Annotated in this window: 15 protein-coding genes; 6 read left to right on the forward strand and 9 right to left on the reverse strand. The window is 70.2% G+C overall.

Translation table 11 applies throughout. The annotated features are described in order from the left end of the window. Window positions 1-57: 57 nt before the first annotated feature. From ABRZ00_RS08985 to ruvB, 4 genes are all read left to right on the forward strand, one after another. Window positions 58-1,392 (forward strand): cytochrome ubiquinol oxidase subunit I, encoded by a 1,335-nt coding sequence (locus tag ABRZ00_RS08985; protein WP_368642255.1) that lies wholly within the window; start codon window positions 58-60, stop codon window positions 1,390-1,392. Beyond that, window positions 1,389-2,438: a cytochrome d ubiquinol oxidase subunit II gene (locus tag ABRZ00_RS08990; protein WP_368647671.1), complete on the forward strand. Its 1,050-nt coding sequence runs from the start codon at window positions 1,389-1,391 to the stop codon at window positions 2,436-2,438. Before ABRZ00_RS08985 ends, ABRZ00_RS08990 begins: the two co-directional genes overlap by 4 nt. A 4-nt stretch (window positions 2,439-2,442) precedes the next feature. Continuing rightward, window positions 2,443-4,197 (forward strand): ClcB-like voltage-gated chloride channel protein, encoded by a 1,755-nt coding sequence (locus ABRZ00_RS08995; RefSeq protein WP_368642253.1) that lies wholly within the window; start codon window positions 2,443-2,445, stop codon window positions 4,195-4,197. A gap of 63 nt (window positions 4,198-4,260) precedes the next feature. Next, complete coding sequence (gene ruvB / locus ABRZ00_RS09000; RefSeq protein ID WP_343838499.1) at window positions 4,261-5,322, forward strand: Holliday junction branch migration DNA helicase RuvB; 1,062 nt, start codon at window positions 4,261-4,263, stop codon at window positions 5,320-5,322. Window positions 5,323-5,353: 31 nt separating this feature from the next. Here the strand turns inward: ruvB and recQ are convergent, their stop codons facing one another. The 7 genes from recQ to ABRZ00_RS09035 form a co-directional block, all read right to left on the reverse strand. Then, window positions 5,354-7,291 (reverse strand): DNA helicase RecQ, encoded by a 1,938-nt coding sequence (gene recQ / locus ABRZ00_RS09005; protein ID WP_368642252.1) that lies wholly within the window; start codon window positions 7,289-7,291, stop codon window positions 5,354-5,356. A gap of 5 nt (window positions 7,292-7,296) precedes the next feature. After that, window positions 7,297-7,884 (reverse strand): Holliday junction branch migration protein RuvA, encoded by a 588-nt coding sequence (ruvA, locus tag ABRZ00_RS09010; RefSeq protein ID WP_368642251.1) that lies wholly within the window; start codon window positions 7,882-7,884, stop codon window positions 7,297-7,299. 61 nt (window positions 7,885-7,945) lie between these two features. Continuing rightward, on the reverse strand, window positions 7,946-8,494 hold the full coding sequence (gene ruvC / locus ABRZ00_RS09015; RefSeq protein WP_368642250.1) for a crossover junction endodeoxyribonuclease RuvC: 549 nt from the start codon (window positions 8,492-8,494) through the stop codon (window positions 7,946-7,948). Further along, a complete protein-coding gene (purH, locus tag ABRZ00_RS09020; RefSeq protein WP_368639477.1) occupies window positions 8,494-10,086 on the reverse strand; it encodes a bifunctional phosphoribosylaminoimidazolecarboxamide formyltransferase/IMP cyclohydrolase in 1,593 nt (530 codons plus the stop codon). Before purH ends, ruvC begins: the two co-directional genes overlap by 1 nt. Before the next feature lie 51 nt (window positions 10,087-10,137). Next, a complete protein-coding gene (locus ABRZ00_RS09025) occupies window positions 10,138-10,377 on the reverse strand; it encodes a helix-turn-helix domain-containing protein (RefSeq protein WP_343838507.1) in 240 nt (79 codons plus the stop codon). Between the two features lie 18 nt (window positions 10,378-10,395). After that, complete coding sequence (gene dusB / locus ABRZ00_RS09030) at window positions 10,396-11,406, reverse strand: tRNA dihydrouridine synthase DusB (protein ID WP_368642249.1); 1,011 nt, start codon at window positions 11,404-11,406, stop codon at window positions 10,396-10,398. A gap of 37 nt (window positions 11,407-11,443) precedes the next feature. Beyond that, window positions 11,444-12,595, reverse strand: a complete 1,152-nt coding sequence (locus ABRZ00_RS09035; RefSeq protein ID WP_368642248.1) for an FAD-dependent monooxygenase — start codon at window positions 12,593-12,595, stop codon at window positions 11,444-11,446. A 71-nt stretch (window positions 12,596-12,666) separates the two neighbouring features. Between ABRZ00_RS09035 and ABRZ00_RS09040 the strand changes: the two genes are divergently transcribed. Together ABRZ00_RS09040 and ABRZ00_RS09045 are read left to right on the forward strand one after the other, a co-directional pair. Next, window positions 12,667-13,521 carry a cytochrome c oxidase assembly protein gene (locus ABRZ00_RS09040; RefSeq protein ID WP_368642247.1) on the forward strand — a complete coding sequence of 285 codons (855 nt, stop codon included), beginning with the start codon at window positions 12,667-12,669 and terminating at the stop codon, window positions 13,519-13,521. Window positions 13,522-13,551: 30 nt separating this feature from the next. Next, window positions 13,552-15,036 (forward strand): M48 family metalloprotease, encoded by a 1,485-nt coding sequence (locus ABRZ00_RS09045; RefSeq protein WP_368642246.1) that lies wholly within the window; start codon window positions 13,552-13,554, stop codon window positions 15,034-15,036. A gap of 7 nt (window positions 15,037-15,043) precedes the next feature. Here the strand turns inward: ABRZ00_RS09045 and ABRZ00_RS09050 are convergent, their stop codons facing one another. Together ABRZ00_RS09050 and ABRZ00_RS09055 are read right to left on the reverse strand one after the other, a co-directional pair. Then, a complete protein-coding gene (locus ABRZ00_RS09050; RefSeq protein ID WP_368642245.1) occupies window positions 15,044-16,189 on the reverse strand; it encodes a YheT family hydrolase in 1,146 nt (381 codons plus the stop codon). A 7-nt stretch (window positions 16,190-16,196) separates the two neighbouring features. Further along, the gene (locus ABRZ00_RS09055; RefSeq protein ID WP_343838513.1) at window positions 16,197-16,619 is read right to left on the reverse strand and encodes a nuclear transport factor 2 family protein; all 423 of its coding nucleotides are present in this window, start codon (window positions 16,617-16,619) and stop codon (window positions 16,197-16,199) included. Window position 16,620 lies beyond the last annotated feature (1 nt).

Raw genomic sequence — 16,620 nt, forward strand, 5'->3', positions numbered from 1 at the left:
CCCGGGCCGAGAAAGGCGCACAGGCGCGCGGGGGGTTCATATAAACTAGCGCACATTATGACGCAAACCGCATGGGTTCTGTCGCTGTCCCAGTTCTACCTGAGTCTGGGGTTCGTGCTGTTCTTCCTGACGCTTGAATTGGGGCTGGCCTGGGTCTTGTTCGGCTTCCGGCTGTGTGCACGGCGCAGCCAGGCGGCTTTGCTCGCCTATCGCTTCTGGGCGCGTGTGTTCGCCTTGTCCCTGATCCTGGGTTTTGCCGCCAGCCTGCCGCTCGTGTTCCAGATCGGCACGCTGTGGCCGGATTTCATGGATCGGGCCGGCGAGGTCGTCGGCCCTCTGGTGGGCATGGCCGTGTTGACGGCCTTCGTCTTCAAGTCCTGTTTCCTGGGGGCCATGCTGTACGGGCAGCGTGCCCTGTCCGACCGCGCCCATACGTGGGTGGTGGGCATGGTGGCCGCGGGCACGTCCCTGACGGTCTGGTGGATCGCCGTGCTGCTGGCCTGGCTGCAGCGGCCGGTGGGCGCGGTCCTGGTCGAAGGCCGCTACCAGGTGGCGGACTGGCTGGGCGTGCTGGCGGACGGGGCGGCGCCCGTGCTGTTCGGGGCGCTGCTGGCCGGCGGCCTGCTGCTGGCGGCCACGCTGATGCTGGCCGTCACGGCCTGGCGCACGGAAGTGCGTCCCAGCGATGCCGGGGACCGCAGCGTCTACGCCTGGGGATTGCGGCTGGTGCTGCTGGCGCTGGTGTTGCAGGCGCTGCTGGCGGCGACGCTGGGCCGCGAACTGCTGCCGCTGCAGCCGGCGCGTGTGGCGGCCGTCGTGCCCCAATGGGCCAGCGGCCCGCCCGAGCGCTTGTCCCTCCTGGCTTGGCCGGATACGGCCCAGGGGCGCGACGGCTGGCATCTGGCCGGGCCGGCCGGCTGGGCGGACTGGGCGCGGCTGCCTGACGAGGGGCCGGTGCATGGGCTGGACGAACTGGCGGGCATGCGGCCGCCTTTGCTGCTCACCTATCTGTCCGCGCGGTTGACGGTGCTGCTGGCCGGCATCCTGGCCGTGCTGGCCGTGTGGGCGCTGTGGCGGGGCCGCCGCCTGGGCCATGAGCCCGACAGCCTGTCGCCGGCCGGCCGGGCCGGCTTGCGCGCCATGGCCTGGCTGGCCGTGGCCCTGCAGGCGGTGGGCTGGGGGCATCTGATGATCGGCAGCTTGCCGTACGCCGTCTACGGCACGGTCTCGCTGCGCGAAATCGGCACGGATGTGAGCCAGGGCGTCCTCTGGGCCGTTCTTTGCCTGCAGGTTGCGGTCTACGGCGCGCTGGCGGCGGGCTTTCATCAATTGCTGAGGCACGCCACCCGCTATGGCATCGTGCCGGTGGCCCGTCATCGGGGGCGCGCATGATCGATTCCCTGGCGGCCCTGCTGGGCCTGGGCGCCCAGGATCCAGCCTTCTGGATCCCTCTGGCGCTCATCGTGGTGTTCTTTGCCGTCGTGGTGGCGGGCGTGCTGCTGGACGGCTTCGATATCGGGGTGGGTTGCGTGTCCCTGGTGGCGCCGGCCGCCCTGCGGCCGCGCATGCTGTCGCTGCTGGGGCCCTGGCGCGATGCCAATGAGTTCTGGGTGTTCCTGGGGATCGGGCTGTTCGCGGTGGCGTTTCCCTATGCCTGGCCCCAGACCCTGGGCCGCCTGTACCTGCCGCTGTCGCTGCTGGCCCTGGGGACGATGCTGCGCTCGGTGTGCTTCGAATGGCGCCTGCGGTCGCCGGCGGAGCACCAGGGCAGCTGGCAGTTCGGTTTCGGCGCGGGCGCCGTGCTGGTCGCCTTCTCGCATGGCTACATCCTGGCGCGGGTGGCGGTGGCCTACCAGCCGGGCGGGGGCTATACCGGCTTTGCGGTCCTGATGGGAGGATGCGCCGTGGCGGTCTACAGCCTGCTGGGCGCCGCCTGGCTGATGATGCGCGAGGCGGGCGAGCTGCGCGCGCGCGCCGTGGGCTGGGCGCGCCGCACTTTGCGCTGGGGCGCGGTGGGCGTCGTGGGCGTATCGGTGGTGCTGGATTTTTCCAATGCCGGGGTGTTTCTCAAATGGGGCGATGGCGCGCACTGGCTGGCGGTCGGCCTGGTCTGGGGCGCTTTGCTGACGTGCTTCGTCCTGACCGAAATGACGCTGCAGCGCATGATCAGCCACAGCTACCGCGCTTCCGCGCTGCCCTACGCGCTGGTGCTGGTGATCGTCCTGACCGTGCTGGGCGGCCTGGCCTACAGCTTTTTTCCCTACCTGGTGCTGGACGAGGTCACATTGTGGGATGCCGCCGCTCCGGTGGCGACCTTGCGCCTGGCGCTGTCGGCCGTCGTGATCGCGCTGCCGGTGGCGCTGATCTTCAACCTCCGGGTGTACTGGCGCATGCTGGGCCGATCGCGCCCTCCCAACCCCCCGGATTTCAAGCCGTAGCGAGATGCGCGGGCCGGATCTGCACCTGCGGGCCGACGGCGTGGTCGCGATGCTGTGCTGGGCGGCCCTGGCCGGCGTCGGCGGCGCCCTGGTCACGCTTGCCTTCCATGCCGGCATCCACGCGATCCAATGGCTGTTCGCGGGGCATTCGGGCGCCATCACCCACGTGATGCGCGACCTGCCCTGGTGGCTGCGCCTGCTGGCGCCGGCCGCGGGCGGGCTGTGCGCCGGGGTCCTGCTGGCGGCGGCCCGGCGCGCGTCCAACGAGACGCATTCCGACTATATGGAGGCCGTGGCCATTGGCGACGGGCGCCTGTCCGTGCGCCAGGGGCTGCTGCGCTCGCTGTCTTCGCTGTGTACGGTCGCCACGGGCGGCTCCATCGGCCGCGAGGGCGCCATGGTGCATCTGGCCGCGCTCTGGGCTTCGGTGCTGGGACGGCTGCTGCGCACGGGCACGGCCCATCTGCGCCTGCTGGTGGCCTGCGGGGCGGCGGCCGGGGTCTCCGCCGCCTACGGCGCACCCATCGCCGGCGCCGTGTTCGTGGGCGAAATCATCCTTGGGTCCATGTCTTTCCAGAATTTCGGTCCTTTGCTGGTCGCGGCGGCAGTGTCGAACCTCGTCATGCGGCTGAGCGGCCACTATGCGGCCTTGTATGCCATGCCCGAGTTGCGGGCGGTGCCGGCGGAGCTGTTGTTGCCTTGCCTGGCGCTGGGCATCCTGGCCGGGGTGGGGGCGCCGCAGTTCCTGCGCTGCATCCACGGCGTGAAGTCGCTGTTCGGCCGCACCGGCCTGCCGCTGCCCCTGAGTCTGGCCCTGGGCGGGCTGCTGCTGGGAGGCGTGCTGGTCGGTATGCCGCAGATGGCCGGCAACGGCTACAGCGTGGTCGTGTCCTTGCTGCACCAGCCCCAGGCCTGGGAGATGGTGCTGTGGATCCTGCTGTGCAAAGTCCTGGCCACTTCGCTGACGGCGGGCTCGGGCGCGGTGGGCGGGGTGTTCACCCCGACGCTGTTCGTGGGCGCGGCCCTGGGCACGCTGTTCGCGCAGGGGCTGGGCGCGGTCTGGCCGGCGCTGGCCGGTCACGGCACGGTGCTGACCCTGGTGGGCATGGGCGCTTTTCTGGCGGCGGCCACCAGCGCGCCCTTCATGGCGATCCTGATGATCTTCGAAATGACGCTCAGCTATCAGATGGTGCTGCCGCTGGTGCTGGCCTGCGTGGCGGCGTATTTCGTCTCGCGCGGCCTGGCCCAGGCGGTGATGTACCAGGTCACCCTGCGCCATGAGGACAACCAGGCGCTGCGCCGGCAATTGCGCCATGCGCGGCTGGGCAGCCTGATGCGGCCGGCGGAAACCGTGATCCGCACCGATGCGCCTGTGCGGCAGGCGCAGGAGATGTTCCTCGATTATCCGGTGAAGTACCTGTACGTGACCGATGCCGAGGGCGCCTGGCAGGGCGTCATCGCCCAACAGGATCTGACCCGGATGATGCTGGGAGAGATCGATGTGCAGTCCAAGACTTGCGGCGAGGTGCTGCGCCTGGATTTCGTCAAGCCCCTGTACCCCGATCTGAGCCTGGATGACGCCCAGGCGCAATTCAGCGCCTTCCAGGGCGAGCGCCTGCCGGTCGTCAGCCGCGATCGGTCGGCCCGGTTGCTGGGGGTTGTGTACAAATCCGATCTCCTGGAGCGCTATTCCAGGTTGAAGCGGGCGCTGGACGGGGACACCGATTTCGTGCTGCCGCCGCGCCGGCCTCGCGCATGATGACCGGCCGTGCCGCCGCAGTAATGGCATAATCCCGATACTGGATATCAACACAGTCTTTTCATGGCCATCCAAGCAGATCCCCTCTCGGCCCATCCGCCCGGCCCCCGCCTGGTGACTCCCGACGTGGCTTCGCACGCCGAGGATTCCGTCGAGCGCGCCTTGCGGCCCAAGTCCCTGGGCGACTACGTCGGCCAGCAGCGGGTGCGGGAACAACTGGACATCTTCATCGCGGCGGCGCGCCAGCGCGGCGAATCGCTGGATCACGTGCTGCTGTTCGGCCCCCCGGGCCTGGGCAAGACCACCCTGGCGCACATCGTGGCCCACGAAATGGGCGTGCAACTGCGCCAGACTTCCGGCCCGGTGCTGGAGCGCCCGGGCGATCTCGCCGCCATGCTGACCAACCTGGAGCGCAACGACGTCCTGTTCATCGACGAAATCCACCGCCTGTCTCCGGTGGTCGAGGAAATCCTCTATCCCGCACTGGAAGACTTCCAGATCGACATCCTGATCGGCGAAGGCCCCGCCGCGCGCAGCGTCAAGATCGACCTGCAGCCCTTCACCCTGGTGGGGGCCACCACGCGCGCCGGCATGTTGACCAATCCGCTGCGCGACCGCTTCGGCATCGTCTCGCGGCTTGAATTCTATTCAGCCGACGAACTGGCCCATATCGTGCGGCGCAGCGCCGGCCTGTTGGGCGCCGCCGCGACCGAGGACGGGGCCGCCGAGATCGCCCGCCGTTCGCGCGGCACGCCGCGCATCGCCAATCGGCTGTTGCGCCGGGTGCGCGACTACGCCGACGTGCGGGCCGGCGGGCGCATCGACACCGCCACCGCCCAGGCGGCGCTGGCCATGCTGGAGGTCGATCCCCAGGGCCTCGACCTGATGGACCGCAAGCTGCTCGAGGCCATCGTGCATAAGTTCGACGGCGGCCCCGTGGGGGTGGACAGCTTGGCCGCCGCCATCGGCGAAGAACGCGACACGATCGAAGACGTGATCGAACCTTACCTGATCCAGCACGGCTACCTGCAGCGCACGCCGCGCGGCCGCATGGCCACGCGCCGCTGCTGGGAACACCTGGGATTGAAGGCCCCGGCCGCCGGCGGCGGGGCGGAATTGTTCTGACGCTCGTCGGGGCCCTTGTGCGGGCCCGGCGTCAATCGCGGATCTGTCTGACGCAGGCCACCACGTCGGGGCCGTAGGTTTCCAGCTTGCGCGCACCCACGCCGTTGATGCCGGCCAGGGCATCCAGGCTGCCGGGGTTGCGCAAGGCGATCTCGCGCAGCGTGGCATCGTGGAAGATCACGTAGGCCGGTACATTGTGCTCGCGGGCCGTGCGCGCGCGCCAGGCGCGCAGATGCTCGAAGCGCGCCAGGGCGTCGGGCGGCAGGGCGTCGAGCTGCGCCGCCGTGGTGGTTCGCTGGCGGCTTGCCTTGGGGCGCTTGGCCGCCACGGGGCGCAGCATCAGGGTGCGCTCGCCTTTCAGCACGGCGCGGCTGGCCTCGGTCAGCGCCAGGGTGCCGTAGCCCTCGAGATCCACCGTCAGCAGGCCCAGGGCCAGGGCCTGGCGCAGGATGCCGCGCCAGGCGTCTGCCGACAGGCTTTCGCCCACGCCGAAGACGCTGAGCGTGTCGTGGCCATGCTGCTTCACCCGGTCGGTCATCTGGCCGCGCAGGATGTCGATCAGATGGCCGCCGCCGAAGCGCTGGCCGCGTTCGCGCCACAGGCGGTAGACGGCCGACAGCAGCTTTTGCACGGCCACCGTGCCGTCCCAGGCGGCGGGGGGCTCCAGGCAGGTGTCGCAATTGCCGCAGGGTTCGATGGATTGGCCGAAATAGGCCAGCAGATCCTGGCGGCGGCAGGTGACGGTTTCGCAAAGGGCCAGCATGGCGTCCAACTGGCGCATCTGCCGGCGCTGGTGCAGGGCGTCGCCCTCGGAGTCGTCGATCATGCGCCGCTGCTGCACCACGTCCTGCAGGCCGTAGGCCAGCCAGGCGTCGGCGGGCAACCCGTCGCGCCCTGCACGGCCGGTCTCCTGGTAGTACCCCTCCACGGATTTGGGCAGGTCGATGTGGGCGACGAAGCGCACGTCGGGCTTGTTGACCCCCATGCCGAAGGCGATGGTGGCCACCATGACGATGCCGTCCTCGCGCAGGAACCGGGCCTGGTGCTCGGCGCGGGTCCGCGCGTCCAGGCCGGCATGGTAGGGCAGGGCGGCGATGCCGCTGCGCGACAGGAATTCCGCCGTCTGCTCGACGCGCGAGCGCGACAGGGCGTAGACGATGCCGCATTCCCCGGCGTGCTCGGCGCGGATGAAATCCAGCAGTTGGCGCCGCACCTCGTGCTTTTCGACGATGCGGTAGCGGATGTTGGGCCGGTCGAAGCTGGCGATGAACTGGGGCGCCGCGTCCAGCGACAGGCAGGCGACGATGTCGGTGCGCGTGGCGTCGGTGGCCGTCGCGGTCAGGGCGACGCGCGGCACCTCGGGCCAGCGCTCGGCCAGCAGCTTCAATGCCTGGTATTCGGGCCGGAAGTCGTGGCCCCATTGGGATACGCAGTGGGCCTCGTCGATGGCGAACAAGGCGATGCGGCCGCCATCCAGCAGGTCCAGGCAGCGCGGGGTCAGCAGGCGCTCCGGCGCCACGTACAGCAGATCCAGTTCGCCGCGCACGAAGGCGCGTTCGACCTCGCGGGCCTGGCCCGGCGTCTGCGACGAATTCAGAAAGGCGGCGCGTACGCCCAGCTCCTGCAGGGCGTCGACCTGGTCCTGCATCAAGGCGATCAGGGGGGAAATGACGACCCCCGCGCCTGGGCGCACCAGGGCGGGGATCTGATAGCACAGGGATTTGCCGCCGCCCGTGGGCATCAGCACCAGCGCGTCGCCGCCGCCGATGATGTGCTCGATGATGGCCTGCTGTTCGCCCCGGAAGGATTCGTAGCCGAAGACTTCACGCAGGGCGTCCAGGGCGTTCGCATGGCGCGGCGGTTCCGCGGGCGGGCGCGCGTCCCGCCGCCCGGCCGGGCGGCTGGCGGGCGCAGCCGCCAGGGGGTGGCCGTCCTCGTCCCAGAAGAGAACCGGTTCTTCGTCGCGCATGCGCCCTAGCCTCGGGACAGGGCCTTCAGGGCCTGGCGGATGCCGTCGGACACGCTCAGGTCTTCGGGCAGGCTGGCCGTGGCGCGGCGGGCCTCGGCGGCGGAATAGCCCAGCGCCTGCAGCGCGTTGAGCACATCGTTGCCGCCCCCGTCCGGGGCCGGCGCGCCGTCGGGGCGCGTCAATCCGGAGACAGCGCCGAGCTTGTCGCGCAATTCCAGCAGCAGGCGCTCGGCGGTCTTCTTGCCGATGCCGGGGACTTTCACCAGGCGGCCGGATTCCTGGCGTTCGACCGCGTCGGCCAGGTCTTCCACACTCAGTCCCGACAGGACGGACAGCGCCGTGCGCGCACCGATGCCGCTGACCTTGATCAGGGCCCGGAAAGCCGCGCGCTCGGCCGGCGTGGCGAAGCCGTACAGCACATGGGCGTCCTCGCGGATCGCCAGGTGGGTGTGCAGGGTCACGGTCTGGCCCGTGGGGGGCAGCTTGTAGAGCGTGCTCATGGGCACATCGATCTCGTAGCCCAGGCCGCCCGTCTGCAGGCAGACCGTGGGGGGAGACAGTTCGATCAAGGTGCCGGTGATGCGGCCGATCATGGCGGACTCCGTCGTTCGGGGTGGGTGCGGGCCGTGGTCCGCAGGGAAGGTTTGCGGGCCATCACGACACCAGGCGGCCGGTGCGCAGGCGCCGCCGGCCCGCCGACAGGGTCTCGGGCGCCAGCGCCTGCAGCCGGCCGGCCAGGGGCGCGCAGTGTGCATGGCAGATGGCGCAGGCCAGCGCATCGGCGGCATCCGGTGCGGGATCGCCGTCCAGCGACAGCAGGCGGCGCACCATGGCCTGGATCTGCTCTTTGCTGGCGCGCCCGGTGCCGACTACGGCCTTCTTGATCTGCAGGGCGGTGTATTCCTGTACGTCTAGGCCGCAGTCGGCCAGTGCGCACAGTGCGGCGCCACGCGCCTGGCCCAGCAGCAGGGTCGAGGCCGGGTTGGCGTTCAGGAAGACTTTTTCCAGCGCCGCCTGGTCGGGCCGGGCATCGCGGGCGACCTCGCGCAGATTGTCCAGGATGACCTTGAGGCGTCCGTGCAGGGGCAGGGCGGGCGGCACGACGATGGTGCCGCTGGCCACGTAGCGCAACTGCGCGCCCTGGGCTTCGATGACGCCGAAGCCCGTGCGCCGCAAGCCCGGATCGACCCCAAGGATGATCATCAGTGGCGGAAGTGGCGTACGCCGGTGAAGACCATGGCGATGCCGCGTTCGTCGGCGGCCGCGATGACTTCGTCGTCGCGGATGCTGCCGCCCGGCTGGATGACGCAGGTGGCGCCCGCGTCGGCCACGACGTCCAGGCCATCGCGGAACGGGAAGAAGGCGTCCGAGGCGACGGCCGAGCCCGCCAGCGTCAGCCCGGCCTTTTCCGCCTTGATCGAGGCGATGCGGGCCGAGTCGATGCGGCTCATCTGGCCGGCGCCCACCCCCAGGGTCATGCCCTGGCCGCAGAAGACGATGGCATTGGATTTGACGAAGCGGGCGACGTTCCAGGCGAACAGCAGATCGTGCATCTGCCCGGCAGTGGGGGCCAGGCGGGTGACGACGCGCACGTCGGCCTCGGCGGCTTCCCGGTTGTCCGGATCCTGGGCCAGCCAGCCGCCGCCGACGCGTTTCAGGTCGAAGGGGTTGTGGGCCGTGCCCAGCGGCACTTCCAGGACGCGTACATTCTTCTTCGTGGCGAGCAGGCTCAGGGCCGCGCCGGAATAGGACGGGGCGATCAGGACTTCCAGGAACTGCTCGCTGACGGCCCGCGCGGTGGCTTCGTCCACCGGCGTGTTGAAAGCGATGATGCCGCCGAAGGCGGAAGTGGGGTCGGTCTTGAAGGCCTGCCGGTAGGCCGACAGCGCATCGGCTCCCAGGGCCACGCCGCAGGGGTTGGCATGCTTGACGATGACGCACGCCCCGGTCTGGAAGCTGCGCACGCATTCCCAGGCGGCGTCGGCGTCGGCGATATTGTTGTAGGACAGTTCCTTGCCCTGGATCTGGCGGTAGCCGGCCAGCAGGCCCGTGCCGACCCGGGCGTCGCGGTAGAAGGCGGCGCCCTGGTGGGGGTTCTCGCCGTAGCGCAGCGCCTGTTCGCGGCGCATCTGCATGGTCAGCACGCGCGGCCAGGCCTCGCGCTCCGGCACTTCGGCGGGGGCGGGCTCGCGCGCCGCCAGGCTGCTGAGGTAGGCGGCGATGGCGCCGTCGTAGGCGGCGGTGTGGGCGTAGACTTTGGCAGCCAGCTCCAGACGCAGGCCGTAGGATGGCTGGCGCCCCGGGCCGTCCATGTCGGCCAGCACGCGCGGGTAGTCGGCCGGGTCGATCACCACGGTGACGCCGCCGGCGGGAGAACCATGGTTCTTGGCCGCCGAGCGCAGCATGGCCGGCCCGCCGATGTCGATGTTCTCGATGGCGTCGGCCAGAATGCAGTCCGGCTTGGCGACGGTCTGCTGGAAGGGGTACAGATTGACCACCAGCAGATCGATGGGAGGAATGTTCTGGTCCTTCAGCGTCTGCAGGTGGACGGGGTCGTCGCGGCGCGCCAGGAGGCCGCCGTGGATGCGCGGGTGCAGGGTCTTGACCCGGCCGTCGAGGATTTCCGGAGAGCCAGTGTGGGCGGCGACCTCGGTGACCTGGAGGCCGGCTTCGGCCAGCAGGCGGGCGGTGCCGCCGGTGGACAGGAGGGCCACTCCGCGTTGGGCGAGGGCCTGGGCGAATTCGACGATGCCCGATTTATCGGACACGGAGATCAATGCAGTCTGGATGGTCATGTCGGCGGCAGGGAAAGAAGAGGAAAACGGGTGGCGGGGCGGCGGCGCGCCCTAGGCCTGGAGCTGGTGCGTCTGGAGTTTCTTGCGCAGGGTGCCGCGCGTGATGCCGAGCATGTCGGCCGCGCGCGTCTGGTTGCCCCCGGTGCGTTCCAGCGCGACCTCCAGGACGGTGCGCTCGACGCACAGGCCGACCATGGACAGCATGTCGTGCGGAGTGGAGTCGCCCAGGTCTTCGAAATAGCGTTCAAGCTGTTCGCGGACGGCTTGTTCCAGGGGAGTGGTGGTGCTCATGTCGGATCGATCGGAAAATCAGTGTTGGGAAAGCGCTGGTTCGAGGGCGTCCCCGGCGGGACGCTCGTCGAACCAGCGCCGCAAGGCGTCGGACTGCTGCGCAGTGCCGTCCAGCATCATGATGCGCGGCAGCAGTGTATCCGCTCCCGGCAGGCCGGCCAGGTACCAGCCGATGTGCTTGCGGGCGCTGCGCACGCCGGTGCGCTCGCCGTAAAAGGCGTAGTGGTCGTCCAGGTGGCTCAGCAGATGTTCGCGCAGTTCGCCGTAGGTGGGCGGCGGCAGATGTGTGCCGTGCGCCAGGTAGTGGGCGATTTCGCGGAAGATCCAGGGCCGCCCCTGGGCGGCGCGGCCGACCATGATGGCGTCGGCTCCAGTGTAATCCAGGACGTGCCGGGCCTTTTCCGGCGAATCGATATCGCCGTTGGCGATCAGCGGGATGCGGATCTCGCGGCGGACTTCGCGCAGGGTATCGTATTCGGCCTCGCCGGCATACAGGTCGCAGCGGGTGCGGCCGTGCAGCGTCAGGGCGGCGATGCCGCAGTCTTCGGCCAGGCGGGCGATGCGCACGGCATTGCGGCTGTCGCGGTCCCAGCCGGTGCGGGTCTTCAAGGTCACCGGCACGCCCAGCGGGGCGCAGGCGGACACCACGCGGTCCAGGATGCGGGCCACCAGGGCTTCGTCGCGCAGCAGCGCCGATCCGGAGGCCACGCTGCAGACTTTCTTCACGGGGCAGCCCATGTTGATATCGATGATGCGCGCGCCCTTGCGGATGTTGAATACGGCGGCTTCGGCCAGCATGTCGGGGTCGGCGCCGGCGATCTGCACCGCCACAGGATCAGGCTCGCCGTCGTGATTCAGGCGCCTCGCGGTTTTGACGCTGTCCCAGAGGCGCGGGTTGCTGGCAGCCATTTCCGAGACCGCGTAGGCCGCTCCCAGCGCCTTGCACAGGCGGCGGTAGGGGCGGTCGGTGACTCCCGCCATGGGAGCCACGCAGACAGGGTGGGGCAGGGTCCAGGATCCGATGCGCATGGCGGGCATTGTAGGACGTCTGACCCTGAGCGCGCGCCTACAGGCGCTGTCCTTGCAGCAGATGGCGGGCCAGGGGCTTGCGCAGTGCGGGCACCAGATCCAGGGCGGCCAGCCCCAGGCCGCAGGCGTGGCGCACCAGGGGGTTGGCCGTGGCGAACAGCCGCGGCAGGGTGTCGGTGATGCCCAGGGTCAGTGCGCGGTCGGCGCGGCGCCGACGGGTGTGGCGCTCCAGCAAGGGCTGGACCGGTTCGCCGGGCGCCGCCAGCCAGGGCCGCAGCGCCTGGGCCAACTGGGCCGCATCGCGCAGGCCCAGGTTCAGGCCCTGGCCCGCCACCGGGTGCAGGGTCTGGGCGGCGTTGCCCACGGCCGCCAGGCCCTGTCCGAGCAGATTGGGCCCCGCGTGCAGCGACAGGGGAAAGGCGTAGGCCTCGCCCACACGCTGCAGGCGGCCCAGACGATGGCCGAAGGCCGCCTGCAGCGCCGTGTCGAAATCGGCGTGGGGCAAGTTCCGCAAGGCCTGGGCGCGGGCCGGGGGCACGCACCAGACCAGGCTGTAGAGCTCGGGTGCGGCGGGATGCGGCAGCAGGGCCAGCGGCCCGGTGCGGGTGAAGCGCTCGAAGGCGCGGCCCGGCCATGGCGCGGCGGCCCGTACGGTCGCGAGCACGGCGTGCTGGTCATATTCCCGTTGCAGGCCCTGCGGACGGGCGCCGTCGGACAACAGGGCCAGATGCGCGCTGCGGGGGCCGTCGGACAGATGCAGCCGGACGGGCGCGCCCGCCCGGGGCCTCGGCGGCCGTTCCGCCAGCAAGGTGATGCCGGTGCGGCGCACGGCCGCATACAGCGTTTCGAGCAGATCGTCGTAGGCCGCCACGCAGCCCAGCCTGGGCACGCCCAGCTCGGCCTGGTCGATCAGCGTGCGGCCCAGGTGCCCCGCCTGGGACACATGCACCGTGAGAATGTCGGCGGTGTGTTCCGGCCAGGCGCCCAGGGATTCCAGGAAGCGGCGGCTGCCGTGGTTCAGGGCCAGGGCGCGCGGGTCGATGGCTTGCCCGGCGGCGCGGGGCGCGGGCGCCGGGCCCATGAGGACGATGCGCGCGGGGTCCGGTGCGGCGTCCGCCAGGCCCAGGGCCAGGGCGCAGCCAACCGGACCGGATCCCAGGATGGCGATATCGTAGATCGGTGAGGCCATGGAGTTCCGAACGGCAAAAACGTCCATTTTAGAATCCTTTAAACTAGTCCGACCGCTTTATTCTGGATGACATGGACGCACTTGCCTGGTTTCAGCCTTGGGAATTCTCGCCCGCCCTGGTGCTGGCCTTCGTGGCGACGGCGTGGCTGTTCCTGCGTGGCCGCCGCATCCATCGCGTCGGGGCGGTGCGCCAGTCCCTGTTCTGGATCGGCTGGGTCATGCTGTACTTGTCCATGCACACGCAACTGGACTACTACGCCGAGCGCATGTTCTTCATCCATCGGCTGCAGCATCTCGTCCTGCACCATCTGGGGCCGCTGTTGATCATGGGCGCCTATCCGGGCCAGGTCATGCGGGCCGGGCTGCCCCTGGCCTGGCGGGTCCGGCTGGCGGCGGCGCGCCGCGCCGGCCCCGTCCGCGCCCTCGAATCCCTGGCGACGAACCGCTTCCTGGTTCCCCTGCTGTTCCTGCTGATGGTGCTGGTCTGGCTGGAGCCGACCGTGCAGTTCTACTCCATGCTCGACTGGCGGCTGTACCGGCTGATGAACTGGGCGGTGGTCCTCACCGGCCTCATGTACTGGAATCTGATCCTGGACCGGCGGCCCAAGCCACCTGCCGCGATGTCGCCCGGGGGCCGGATTTTTTCGCCCATCTTCACCATGGTGCCGCAGATGGTCGCGGGGGCCGTGATCGTTTTTTCCGAGCGCGACCTGTATCCGGTGTTCGATCTGTGCGGCCGCGCGCTGCCCGGCTTCAGCGCGGTCGATGACCAAGTGATCGGCGGTCTGATCATGTGGGTGCCCGCCGGCCTGATCGAGGCCTTCGGGCTGATGGTGGCGCTGGGCACCCTGATGCGGCTGTCGGCCCGCAATCGCCTGCCGCAACCCCGGCGCCGCCCGGCCGGAAGGCCTGCGCGCGCGGCTTGAGGCAATGCCCGTCATGGCAAAGGATTCATCATGAAAACCTGGATGCGGCGGACGGGCGCGGGGCTGAGCCTGGCCGGCGCCCTCGCGGCCGGCGCGCCGGCCGCCTGGAGCCAGCCCATGGGCCTGCCCTCGCTGGGGGCCGCCTCGTCGGCGGAATTGTCTCCCGCCGTGGAGCGCACCCTGGGCCAGGCCATCATGGAGCAGGGCCGCCAGGATCCCACTTACATCAGCGACCTGGATATCAACCAGTACCTGACCACGCTCGGCCAGCGGCTGGCCTCGCATGCGCCGCAGGCGTTGGCCCAGGAAGTCACCGTATTTGCCGTGCGCGATCCTTCGATCAACGCTTTTGCCCTCCCGGGCGGCTACATCGGCATTCACAGCGGCCTGGTGGTCGGCGCGCAGAGCGAGTCCGAGCTGGCCGGCGTGCTGGCGCACGAAATCGGCCACGTCATGCAGCGCCACATCGCCCGGGGGATCACGCAGCAGTCCCAGGGTACGGGCATCATGGTGGCCAGCCTGATCGGCGCCCTGCTGGCCGCCCTGGCCGGCCAGGGCGATCTCGCCATGGGGGTCGCCACTTTCGGCCAGGCCGCCGCCATCGACCGGCAACTCGGCTTTTCTCGGGGCGCCGAGCAGGAGGCCGACCGGGCGGGGCTGCAGATGATGCGCCAGGCCGGTTTCGATCCCCAGGGCATGGTGGCGATGTTCCGCCGCCTGATGAATGCCGCGCGCCTGAATGAAGGCACGGGGGGCGGCTACGCCTCGACCCACCCGCTGTCGATCCAGCGGCTCTCGGACATCGAGAACCGGATCGAGGGACAACCGGCGGCAGCGGCCACGCCCGACCCCGAGTTCTGGTTCGTGCGCGCCCATCTGGCCCTGATCCAGGCGCGGGACCATGCCGACCGGCAGCGCCTGCAGCAGACGCTGCGCACCGAAGCGCGCGACCTCCGGGGCGCGCGCCAGGCGGCCGCCCTGTACGGGCTGGCTTCGCTGCACCGGACGGAGGGCGATCTGGCGGGTGCGCGCGCACAGCTCGCCCAGGCCCAGTCCGTGCAGCCGGCGCCCCAACTGGACATGCTGGCGATCAAGCTGGCCGAAGCACAAGGGCCGGCTGCCGCCGTGGAGGTTTCGGCCGCCGCCTGGAAACGCTGGCCCGGCAGCCAGGGGGTGGCCGAAGGCCGCGCCCGCGCGCTGCAGCAGGCCGGCCAGGACGAGGCCGCCGCCGCTTTCCTGCAGGCCGCTGCCCGGCAATGGCCGGACACGCCGGATTTCCAGAAATTGCTGGCCGCAAGCCTGCAACGCCTGGGGCGTGAAGTCGAGGCCCACGAGGCGATGGCGAGCTATTTCGAGCAGACCGGCGCCTTGCCCACGGCGGTCGAGCATCTGCAGCAGGCGCGCAGCTTGTCCAAGGATTTCTACGCCCAGTCGCGCCTCGACATGCGCATCCGCGCCCTGCGTGAACGCCTGGATACCCAGCGCGCCTTGCTGGAGCCGTTCAGGAAGCGGTGAAGTCCGGTCAGGCGCCGGTCTCAAAAAATCGCAGCAGCCGCGCCGGCAGCCAGCGCAAGTGCCCCGGAAAGACGCCGGTGACGAAGCCCGCGTGCCCGCCCTGGGCCGGCTGGTGCAGCAGCACGTCGCCGGACGCGTCGCGCGAGCCCGGCAGCGAGGCCTCGGGAACGAAAGGATCGTTGCGCGCGTTCAGCACCAGCGTCGGCGTGCGGATCGACGGCAGCAGCGGCAGGCTGGCGGCGCGGGTCCAGTAGTCCAGCGCATTGTGGTAGCCGTGCATGGGCGCCGTGTACAGATCGTCGAATTCGCGCAGGCTGCGCATGCTCTGCGTGCGCGAGACATCCACGGAGCCGGGAAATTCGCCGGCCTTCTCGAAGATCTTGCGGCGGATGCTGCGCAGGAAATAGCGGGAATACAGTTGCCGGCCCCAGACGGTGTCCGACAGGCGCCGGCCGCAGGCGGCCAGGTCCATGGGGACGGACACGGCGGCGGCGGCGCGCAGGCCGTGCGGGGCCGAGCCCGATTCGCCCAACAGTTTCAACAGGGCGTTGCCGCCCAGCGAGATGCCGGCGGCGTGCCACCCGGCCTGGGGCAGGCGCTTGCGGGCGTGGCCGAGGATGAATTCGATTTCCGCCGAATCGCCGCTGTAATAGGCGCGCGCCATGCGGTTGGGGACGCCGGAGCAGCCCCGGAAGTGAGCGGCCGCCACGACCCAGCCCGCGGCCCGGAAGTCGTGGGCGATCGCCTGCATGTAGGGGCTCAGGCTGCTGCCTTCCAGGCCATGGAACAGGATCAGCGCGGGGCCGCCGCCCGACAGCGCCGTCCAGTCGGCGTCCTCGGCCCAGCGCCGCGCCGCCGTCCCCACCAGTCCGGACTCGTGCGCCGACGCTTGGCCGTCGGCCCGCAGATTGGGGTTCAGGGCGGGGCCGCACCAGTCCAGATCGATGAAATCGCCGTCCGGCGTATCGACCCGCTCGCGGACGAAGTGCAGCGTGGGGTGCTGGGCGCAGAACGCCCCGTAGAGGGTCTGGACATGGCCGCCCTGGAGCCAGAACGGCACGGGACACGGGCGGGTGTCGATCCGCGCGCCCGTGGATCCATCTGCGCACGGCAGCTCGGGGGATTCACGTTGGGACCGGCCCGGCACGCTCATGTCGCTTTCAGTGAAGGGTGCGGGAGAAATCGGGCCGGTCGAGCAGCTCGGCCTCGCGGGGCGCAGCCGAGGCGTGGTGCACGATCATCCGCCAGCCCTCCGGGCCTTTCTGGTAGATGTTGGTCGTGTAGAAACTCAAGGTGTCCTTGCCGCGGGGAGTGTTCACCACGATCTGCTCGATCAGCACATGGACGGCGTTCATGACCCCCGTCATGGCCTTGACCTGGCCGGGAAAGGCGGCAATCGGGCCGTTGCTGAACAGGTGCTCCCAGGCTTCCCGCACGGCCCGGGGGCCCAGGGTGCGCAGGCCCCCCGGGTGGATGCAGGCCACGTCCTCGTCGTCGCTCCAGACGCGCATCATCTGGGCGGCATCGCCCTGTCGCATGGCTTCGTAGAAGGCGTATTCGGCTTCCTCGGGAGTGGGGAACATG

Origin of the sequence: Castellaniella ginsengisoli, from assembly GCF_040955415.1 — a bacterium.
GTDB classification, from domain to species: Bacteria; Pseudomonadota; Gammaproteobacteria; order Burkholderiales; family Burkholderiaceae_B; genus Castellaniella; species Castellaniella ginsengisoli.

Bases quoted from the DNA above. Each gene is read 5' to 3' on its own strand.
- ABRZ00_RS08990 (WP_368647671.1), top strand. From the start codon at position 1,389: ATGATCGATTCCCTGGCGGCCCTGCTGGGCCTGGGCGCCCAGGATCCA.
- ruvC (WP_368642250.1), bottom strand. From the start codon at position 8,494: ATGATCATCCTTGGGGTCGATCCGGGCTTGCGGCGCACGGGCTTCGGC.
- ABRZ00_RS09055 (WP_343838513.1), bottom strand. From the start codon at position 16,619: ATGTTCCCCACTCCCGAGGAAGCCGAATACGCCTTCTACGAAGCCATG.
- ruvB (WP_343838499.1), top strand. From the start codon at position 4,261: ATGGCCATCCAAGCAGATCCCCTCTCGGCCCATCCGCCCGGCCCCCGC.
- ruvA (WP_368642251.1), bottom strand. From the start codon at position 7,884: ATGATCGGCCGCATCACCGGCACCTTGATCGAACTGTCTCCCCCCACG.
- ABRZ00_RS09035 (WP_368642248.1), bottom strand. From the start codon at position 12,595: ATGGCCTCACCGATCTACGATATCGCCATCCTGGGATCCGGTCCGGTT.
- ABRZ00_RS09040 (WP_368642247.1), top strand. From the start codon at position 12,667: ATGGACGCACTTGCCTGGTTTCAGCCTTGGGAATTCTCGCCCGCCCTG.
- recQ (WP_368642252.1), bottom strand. From the start codon at position 7,291: ATGCGCGACGAAGAACCGGTTCTCTTCTGGGACGAGGACGGCCACCCC.
- dusB (WP_368642249.1), bottom strand. From the start codon at position 11,406: ATGCGCATCGGATCCTGGACCCTGCCCCACCCTGTCTGCGTGGCTCCC.
- ABRZ00_RS09045 (WP_368642246.1), top strand. From the start codon at position 13,552: ATGAAAACCTGGATGCGGCGGACGGGCGCGGGGCTGAGCCTGGCCGGC.
- purH (WP_368639477.1), bottom strand. From the start codon at position 10,086: ATGACCATCCAGACTGCATTGATCTCCGTGTCCGATAAATCGGGCATC.
- ABRZ00_RS09050 (WP_368642245.1), bottom strand. From the start codon at position 16,189: ATGAGCGTGCCGGGCCGGTCCCAACGTGAATCCCCCGAGCTGCCGTGC.
- ABRZ00_RS08985 (WP_368642255.1), top strand. From the start codon at position 58: ATGACGCAAACCGCATGGGTTCTGTCGCTGTCCCAGTTCTACCTGAGT.
- ABRZ00_RS09025 (WP_343838507.1), bottom strand. From the start codon at position 10,377: ATGAGCACCACCACTCCCCTGGAACAAGCCGTCCGCGAACAGCTTGAA.
- ABRZ00_RS08995 (WP_368642253.1), top strand. From the start codon at position 2,443: ATGCGCGGGCCGGATCTGCACCTGCGGGCCGACGGCGTGGTCGCGATG.